The sequence below is a fragment of the Roseomonas sp. TS2 genome (assembly GCF_058833935.1).
Genome location: NZ_JCACVY010000206.1, coordinates 1 through 7,206, shown reverse-complemented (window position 1 = coordinate 7,206; position 7,206 = coordinate 1). Strand labels below are relative to the sequence as shown.

Annotated in this window: 8 protein-coding genes and 1 pseudogene; 6 read left to right on the top strand and 3 right to left on the bottom strand. The window is 72.2% G+C overall.

The genetic code is table 11. The features are described from left to right. The first annotated feature begins 243 nt into the window (after positions 1 to 243). The 4 genes from ACZJYS_RS21270 to ACZJYS_RS21255 all read left to right on the top strand — a co-directional run bounded on the left by ACZJYS_RS21270 (position 244) and on the right by ACZJYS_RS21255 (position 2,674). Positions 244 to 420: a DUF3553 domain-containing protein gene (locus ACZJYS_RS21270; RefSeq protein ID WP_109516539.1), complete on the top strand. Its 177-nt coding sequence runs from the start codon at positions 244 to 246 to the stop codon at positions 418 to 420. Next, positions 417 to 1,172, top strand: coding sequence for a sulfite exporter TauE/SafE family protein (locus tag ACZJYS_RS21265; protein WP_245906265.1), 756 nt, complete (start codon positions 417 to 419; stop codon positions 1,170 to 1,172). The genes ACZJYS_RS21270 and ACZJYS_RS21265 overlap by 4 nt, the downstream gene beginning before the upstream one ends. A gap of 88 nt (positions 1,173 to 1,260) precedes the next feature. Then, a complete protein-coding gene (gene moaA, locus ACZJYS_RS21260) occupies positions 1,261 to 2,253 on the top strand; it encodes a GTP 3',8-cyclase MoaA (RefSeq protein ID WP_109516538.1) in 993 nt (330 codons plus the stop codon). A gap of 13 nt (positions 2,254 to 2,266) precedes the next feature. Continuing rightward, a complete protein-coding gene (locus tag ACZJYS_RS21255) occupies positions 2,267 to 2,674 on the top strand; it encodes a hypothetical protein (RefSeq protein WP_493180239.1) in 408 nt (135 codons plus the stop codon). Positions 2,675 to 2,740: 66 nt separating this feature from the next. On the opposite strand, the gene ACZJYS_RS21250 is transcribed toward ACZJYS_RS21255, so the two are convergent. From ACZJYS_RS21250 to ACZJYS_RS21240, 3 genes and pseudogenes are all read right to left on the bottom strand, one after another. Continuing rightward, positions 2,741 to 3,364: a hypothetical protein gene (locus ACZJYS_RS21250; RefSeq protein ID WP_181378059.1), complete on the bottom strand. Its 624-nt coding sequence runs from the start codon at positions 3,362 to 3,364 to the stop codon at positions 2,741 to 2,743. Beyond that, positions 3,364 to 3,993: a YjbE family putative metal transport protein gene (locus tag ACZJYS_RS21245; protein WP_493180238.1), complete on the bottom strand. Its 630-nt coding sequence runs from the start codon at positions 3,991 to 3,993 to the stop codon at positions 3,364 to 3,366. The genes ACZJYS_RS21250 and ACZJYS_RS21245 overlap by 1 nt, the downstream gene beginning before the upstream one ends. A 344-nt stretch (positions 3,994 to 4,337) precedes the next feature. Then, positions 4,338 to 5,045, bottom strand: a pseudogene (locus ACZJYS_RS21240) (TerC family protein); the annotation flags it as partial. Between the two features lie 209 nt (positions 5,046 to 5,254). Here ACZJYS_RS21240 and purB point away from each other — a divergent pair. Both purB and ACZJYS_RS21230 read left to right on the top strand, forming a co-directional pair. Then, entirely contained in the window at positions 5,255 to 6,592 is a 1,338-nt protein-coding gene (gene purB, locus ACZJYS_RS21235) for an adenylosuccinate lyase (RefSeq protein WP_493180237.1), read from the top strand. A gap of 271 nt (positions 6,593 to 6,863) precedes the next feature. Next, positions 6,864 to 7,127, top strand: a complete 264-nt coding sequence (locus ACZJYS_RS21230) for a hypothetical protein (RefSeq protein ID WP_109516532.1) — start codon at positions 6,864 to 6,866, stop codon at positions 7,125 to 7,127. Positions 7,128 to 7,206: the final 79 nt, after the last annotated feature.

The following is a 7,206-nucleotide window of genomic DNA, read 5'->3' as shown; positions in this document are numbered from 1 at the left end:
TCAGCCGCCGCCGCAGCTCCGCCGCCGCATCCTGCGCCAGGGCCGGCGCCTCCGGCTCCTCGCCCAGGAGGTCCAGCGCCGCGCCGACGGTGCCGAGCGGCCCCACCATGTCGTGGCACAGCCGGGCGCAGAGATCCTGCGCCAGGCTCGTTCCGCCTTCCATCGCCATCCTCCGGCCCGTTCACGAATCCGTGATTGCATGGCAGCCTAGCCCGTAAGCCTTCCGGCGGCCACCCTGGCGTCATGTTCAATCCGCTCGAGCCGGGCATGCATGTCCGCCACCCCGACCGCCCCGACTGGGGCATCGGCCAGGTCCAGTCCGTCGTCGGCGACCGCGTGACGGTGAATTTCGAGCATGCCGGGAAGCTGCTGATCAACGCCGCGCAGGTGGCGCTGGAGCCGGTGGACGAGGCACCGTGAGCGGCGCATGGCAGCAGGCGGCCGGCCTGCTCGGCGCGTGGGAGGTGGGGGTGGCGGTGCTGGCCACCCTTATCGCCGGGCTGATGCGCGGCTATTCCGGCTTCGGCACCGCCATCCTGCTGGCGCCGGTCTATTCCACCCTGTGGGGGCCGAAGGTCGGCGTGCCGGTGATGCTGCTGATGGAGCTGTTCGTCTCCGCCTACCTGCTGCCCAAGGCCATCGCCCTGGCCAACCGGCGCGTCATCTTCTCGCTCGGCGGCGCCGCCGTCCTGGCCACGCCCTTCGGCGCCTACATCCTGTTCGTGGCCGACGGCGCCACGCTGCGCCGCGCCATCGGGCTGCTGGTGCTGGTGTTCGGCCTGCTGCTGATGTCCCCCTGGCGCTACCACGGGCGGCGGCCGCTGGGGCTGAACCTCGCCATCGGCACCGTCTCGGGGCTGATGAAGGGCGCCACCGGCATGTCCGGCCCGCCGGTCATCCTCTACCTGCTCTCGGGGCCCGAGGCGGTGGCCCAGCACCGCGCCAACCTCATCCTCTATTTCGGCCTGATCGGCATCGTCGCCGTCATCCCGCCGCTCTGGGGCGGGCTGGTCGGCCTGCCGGTGCTGATCATGACGGGGCTGATGCTGCCGGTGCTGCTGCTGGCCGTGCCGGTCGGCGCCCGGATGTTCCATGTCCTGCCGGTGGCCTGGTACCGGCGGCTGGCGCTGCTGGCGCTGATGGGGGCCGGCGGATTCGCCCTGCTCGGCTGAAGCAGCCACGGCAGGGGCTTGCACCGGTGGGGGGCGCCGGCCCAAATGGGCATGGCACCGTTCACCGCCGAGCAAGGGAGTTGCCCGCATGATCGATCCGTTCGGACGGCGGATCAGCTACCTGCGCGTTTCCGTCACCGACCGGTGCGACCTGCGCTGCGTCTACTGCATGGCGGAGGACATGACCTTCCTCCCCAAGGCCCAGATCCTCTCGCTGGAGGAGCTGGACCGCCTGTGCGGCGCCTTCATCGGCCTCGGCGTCGAGCGCATCCGCCTGACCGGCGGCGAGCCGCTGGTGCGGCGCGACGTGATGCGGCTGGTGCGCTCCCTCGGCGAGCGCATCGGGCCGCGGGGCCTGAAGGAGCTGACCCTCACCACCAACGGCACCCAGCTCACCAAGCACGCCGAGGGGCTGTATGCCGCCGGCGTCCGGCGCATCAACGTCTCACTCGACTCGCTCGACCCGGGCCGCTTCAAGGCGCTGACCCGCTGGGGCGAGATCGAGAAGACGCTCGATGGCATCTTCGCCGCCAAGGCCGCCGGCCTCGCCGTCAAGATCAACGCCGTCGCCATGAAGGGCGTCAACGAGGACGAGTTCGACCGCATGATCGCCTGGTGCGGCGAGCACGGCTTCGACCTCACCCTGATCGAGACCATGCCGCTCGGCGAGATCAACGAGGACCGGACGGACCAGTACCTGCCCCTCTCCGTGGTCCGCCGCCGCCTGCGCGAGACCTGGACGCTGGAGGAGACCGACTACGCCACCGGCGGCCCCGCCCGCTACATGACGATCCGCGAGACCGGCCAGCGCCTCGGCTTCATCACGCCGATGACGCACAATTTCTGCGAGAGCTGCAACCGCGTGCGCCTCACCTGCACCGGCACGCTCTACATGTGCCTGGGCCAGGAGGACGCGGCCGATTTGCGCGCCGTGCTGCGCGACCCGGCGGTGGACGAGGCCGGGCTGCGCGAGGCCATCGAGGCCGCCATCGCCCGCAAGCCGAAGGGGCATGATTTCGTCATCGATCGCCGGCAGAACCGCCCGGCGGTCGGGCGCCACATGAGCGTGACGGGCGGCTGACCCCATGGAGGAGATGCGTACCCTGATCACGGCGCTGTCCCTGCCCGGCTTCCCGGAATGGACGGGGCTGCTGCTGCTGGCGCTGGGCCTGCTCTGCGCCGCCGCCTTCCTGCTGATGCCCTTCAGCGTGTTCGGCGTGAAGCCGCGGCTGGAGGCGCTGGAGGTGCAGCTCGACGAGATCCAGCACGAGATCCGCGAGCTGGCGCTGCGGCTGCAGGACCCTGCCCTGGCGCGCCGCGCCGCCGCCGCCGCCAGCGACGACTGGGCGGAGCCGCCGGGGCTGGCCGCCCGCACGCCGGCGCAGCGCGACGCCGCGCCGCGCATCGTGCCGCCGGTGCCGCCGCCGGCCGCCTACCCCGATGGCCGCGGCCGTGGCTCGGCGCGCGCCGAGCCGAAGCTGGACTGGCCGCGGCAGCGGTAGGACGGAGGAAGCCGGGACGGGAACCCCCCGGCCCTTCCTCTGCCCGGCCCTCTTCCACCCGGCCGGTCAGCGCGTGGGAAGCACCGCGCCGGTGTTGCGGGCGGCCTGCGCGATGGCGCGGGTGAAGCCGTCCGCATCCATCGCCAGCAGGTCGCGCTGGCGCACCGGCACGGCGATGAACACCTTCAGGAACCGCCCCGCCGCGACGCCGACGCAGAGCTGCTGCCACATCGCCGTGCGGCCATAGGTGCCGTCCAGCACCGCGCATTGCAGCGGCGCGCCGCCCGGCACCTCGAGGGCGCGGCGGCCGGCCTCGGCCATCTGGCGGCCGGGGGCGGGCATCAGCGCCTCGGCCACGCCCTCGCTCAGCTGGGCCTCCACCACGGCCGGCGGGGTCTCCGGCGGCAGCGGCGGCAGGCCCTTGTCATAGACGATGACCGAGGCGATGGCGGCGCGCGCCGCGACGCCGGCCCGGGCGGGGGTGGCATAGTCCACCGCGCGGCCCTGGCCGGGCTGGGTCGCCTCCATGTCGGCGGTCATGCCGCGGGTGAAGCCGGCCGCCTCGTCGGGCAGCCGGGCCAGCACCGCGTCCAGGCCCGGCCGCGCCACCACGGGGCCGCCCGCGCCCTCCGGCTGCGCCGCGCAGCCGGCCAGCAGGGCAGCCAGCGCCAGGCCGAGGCCGGCCCGCATCAATGGCCCGCCCCGGGCAGGCCAAGACCGAGGTTGAGCGTCGCATTCGCCATGATCAGGCCCTCCCAGAGCAGTTCCACGCCGATATAGGCGATCAGCGCCACGCCGACATAGGCGATGATCTTGAACCGATCCAGCAGCTTGGCCAGCAGCCCGCCCAGCAGGCCCATCATGACGATGGAGATGCCGAGGCCCACCATCAGCAGGGTCAGGTTGGCGCGCGCCACGGCGGCCACCGCCAGCACGTTGTCGAGGCTCATCGAGACATCGGCCACGATGATCTGCCACAGCGCCTGGGCCAGGCTCTTGTCGTGTACGGCGTGGCCGGTCTCGTCCTCGGCCTGCTTCTCGTGGCGCAGCTCGCGGAAGAAGCTCCAGGCGATGTAGAGTAGCGCCAGCCCGCCCACCAGGTCGATCCACCACAGCGCCAGCAGCATGCTGGCGAAGACCGAGAAGACGATGCGCAGCACCGCCGCCGCGGCGATGCCGAACAGCACGGCGCGCGCGCGCTGCTGCGGCGGCAGGCCGGCGGCCGCCATGCCGATGACCACGGCGTTGTCGCCCGAGAGAATGATGTTGAGCCACATGATCTCGGCCAGACTGCCGAGGGAGCCGGTCAGCGCTTCCATCCGTAATGCGTCTCCGCGAGGAGCGGGCGGCGGAGACTGGAGGCTCGGGCACACCCGCAGGGAACGAGGGGCGCGACGCTAGGCCGGGCCGGCGCGGTCGGAAATCCGCCGGGCCGGTATCTGTCCGGCAGGTCATGACACCCCGGACAGGCTGGAAAGCAGAACGGCGCCGGAGGACCGGCGCCGGAAAGCGGGCGCCCCCTGCGGGGCGCCCGGCCGCTGCGCGGAAGCCGCGCTCAGTGCGCGCGGTGGCGCTGCCGCTCCAGCGCCTGGCGGATGCTGGTGCCGATGGCGGCGACCAGCACCGTCACCACCACCACCTGCAGCAGCGTGGCGCCGACCCAGAGCCAGGTGGGGAAGACCCCCGGCAGGGCCAGGTAGCCGAGCGGCAGGGCCAGGTACATGTAGGCCTCCGGCACCGCCTCGGTCACTTCCGCCGTGCCGCCCAGGATCATGGTGATGGCGACGTAGAGGATGACCAGCAGGCCCAGCCAGGCGATCCAGCGGTGGCGGTCCAGCAGCCGCGCGATCAGCGTGGCGGCGACGCCCATCAGCACCACCGAGATGGCGAGGCCGACCACCAGCACCCACAGATGCTCCTTCGCCGCGCCGGCCACCGCCAGCACGTTGTCGAGCGACATGGAGATGTCGGCCACCAGGATCTGCACGATGGCCTGGCGCAGAGTCTTGCGCGGCGCGCCCGGATTGGCGGCATCGGCGGACTCGATCGCGTCCACCCCCTCGTCCTGGCCGCCATGCCCCGCGCCCTCGCGCAGCTCGCGGAACATCTTCCAGCAGACCCACAGCAGCAGCACGCCGCCCGCCAGGGTGATGCCGACGATGGCCAGCAGCTGGGTGGTGATGGCCGCGAAGCCGATACGCATGACGGTGGCGGCGACGATGCCCCAGAAGATCGCCTTGCGCCGCTGCTCCGAGGGAAGACCCGCCGCCGCCATGCCGACGACGATGGCGTTGTCGCCCGCCAGCACGAGGTCGATGAAGAGAACCTGCCCGAGGGCAATCAGTTCAGGCATCAAGCCTGCCAAATCCATGAACCCGTTCCCGTTCCCGATGGAGAGGCGGCGCATAAAGCGACACCTGCCGTTACACAACTCTCGTGTCGGAAAGGTGACATTTTTGACATGTTCGGCCGGTTGACGCCGCCGCGTGCTGCGGCCATTCCCCGCCCCTCCCGGGCCGTCCGTGTGCCGGCCTTCGCTCTCGCCGGCGCCCCGCTGGCGCCCCTGCAGGAGGACCGCGCATGGTTCCGCGCTACAGCCGCCCCGAGATGACCGCCATCTGGTCCCCCGAGGCCCGCTACCGCATCTGGTTCGAGATCGAGGCGCTGGCGGCCGAGGCGATGGGCCAGCTCGGCACCATCCCGGCCGAGGCCGCCCGCACCATCCGCGAGAAGGGCGCGCCGCGCGCCGCCGCCATCTCCGCCGCCGACATCGCCCGCATCGACGAGATCGAGCGCGAGACGCGGCACGACGTCATCGCCTTCCTCACCTGGATGGCCGAGGGCATCGGCGAGGATGCGCGCTTCATGCACCAGGGGCTGACCAGCTCCGACGTGCTGGACACCTGCCTCTCGGTGCAGCTGGCGCGCGCCGCCGACCTGCTGATCGCCGAGCTGGACCGGCTGCTGGCCGCCCTGAAGCGCCGCGCCGAGGAGCACAAATACACCCCCACCGTCGGCCGCAGCCACGGCATCCATGCCGAGCCCACCACCTTCGGTCTCAAGCTTGCGGGACATTACGCCGAATTCATCCGAAACCGGGCCCGGCTGGTGGCGGCGCGTGACGAGATCGCCACCTGCGCCATTTCCGGCGCCGTCGGCACCTTCGCCGCGGTGGACCCGCGGGTGGAGGCGTTCGTGGCGGAGAAGCTGGGGCTGACGGTGGAGCCGGTCTCCACCCAGGTGATCCCGCGCGACCGGCACGCCGCCTTCTTCTGCACGCTGGCCGTCATCGCCTCGGGCATCGAGCGGCTGGCCACCGAGGTGCGCCACCTGCAGCGCAGCGAGGTGCGCGAGGCGGAGGAATACTTCCACCCCGGCCAGAAGGGGTCCTCCGCCATGCCGCACAAGCGCAACCCGGTGCTGTCGGAGAACCTCACCGGCCTCGCCCGCATCGTGCGCGGCTACGCCCTGCCGGCGCTGGAGAACGTGGCGCTGTGGCATGAGCGCGACATCAGCCACTCCTCGGTGGAGCGGGTGATCGGGCCGGACGCCACCATCACACTGGACTTCGCCCTCGCCCGCCTGACCGGCATGATCGACAAGCTGACCGTCTATCCGGAGCGGATGACGGCCAACCTGGAGAGCCTGGGCGGCGTGGTGCACAGCCAGAAGGTGCTGCTGGCGCTGACCCAGGCCGGCCTCTCGCGCGAGGGCGCCTACCGCGCCGTGCAGCGCGCCGCCATGGCCACCTGGACGGCGCTCGGCAGCCCCGATTCCCGCAGCTTCCGCGACAACCTGCTGGCCGATGCCGAGGTGGCCGGCAAGCTGGACGCGGCGGCGCTGGACCAGGCGATCGACCCGCAGCGCGACTTCCGCCACGTGGAGACCATCTTCGCCCGCGTCTTCGCCGCGGGCTGAGGCGCGGGGCCGCGCCCGGCAGGGTGCGTGCGCACGACGCGGGCACGGTGCGCCGCACCACGCGGGCACGGTGCGGCGCACCATACGGGCAGGTGCGGCGCACCACACAGGAAGGTTACGGGCGGCCACACCGCCGCCCGCCCTCCGCCACGGTTCTGCCCCAGGCCCGCGTGACACTCGTATCATGTCGAGGAGGGACCGAACCATGCCAGGCTTGCGTCTACCGGCTGCGCGTCAACTGGTTCTGGCCGGGTTCGCGGCTGCCGGCCTGATGCTCGGCCTCACCGCCGCGCCCGCTCCCGCCCAGGCGGATGAGGTGGTGCTGGTGCACGACCATCGTGGCTGGGGCCACCATCGCGGCCATGGCCGGGGCTACGGCCATGGCCCCCGCTACTACGGGCCGCCGCCGCGCGCGCGCCACTACGCGCCGCCGCCCCGCTACTACCACCCGCCCCCGGTGCGCTACTACTATCCGCCGCCGCCGCCGCGCTACTACCGGCCGCCGCCGCGCGCCGGCATCTATTTCGGCTTCTGACGGGGCGACACCCCGGGAAGGGCCGGCATGAGAAGGGGCCGGGGGAAGGCATTCCCCGGCCCCTCTTGTCTGGGCGCCC

Excerpts from the sequence above, each read along its gene's own strand:
- ACZJYS_RS21270 (WP_109516539.1), top strand. The coding sequence starts at position 244 with ATGTTCAATCCGCTCGAGCCGGGCATGCATGTCCGCCACCCCGACCGC.
- moaA (WP_109516538.1), top strand. The coding sequence starts at position 1,261 with ATGATCGATCCGTTCGGACGGCGGATCAGCTACCTGCGCGTTTCCGTC.
- ACZJYS_RS21255 (WP_493180239.1), top strand. The coding sequence starts at position 2,267 with ATGCGTACCCTGATCACGGCGCTGTCCCTGCCCGGCTTCCCGGAATGG.
- ACZJYS_RS21250 (WP_181378059.1), bottom strand. The coding sequence starts at position 3,364 with ATGCGGGCCGGCCTCGGCCTGGCGCTGGCTGCCCTGCTGGCCGGCTGC.
- ACZJYS_RS21245 (WP_493180238.1), bottom strand. The coding sequence starts at position 3,993 with ATGGAAGCGCTGACCGGCTCCCTCGGCAGTCTGGCCGAGATCATGTGG.
- purB (WP_493180237.1), top strand. The coding sequence starts at position 5,255 with ATGGTTCCGCGCTACAGCCGCCCCGAGATGACCGCCATCTGGTCCCCC.
- ACZJYS_RS21230 (WP_109516532.1), top strand. The coding sequence starts at position 6,864 with ATGCTCGGCCTCACCGCCGCGCCCGCTCCCGCCCAGGCGGATGAGGTG.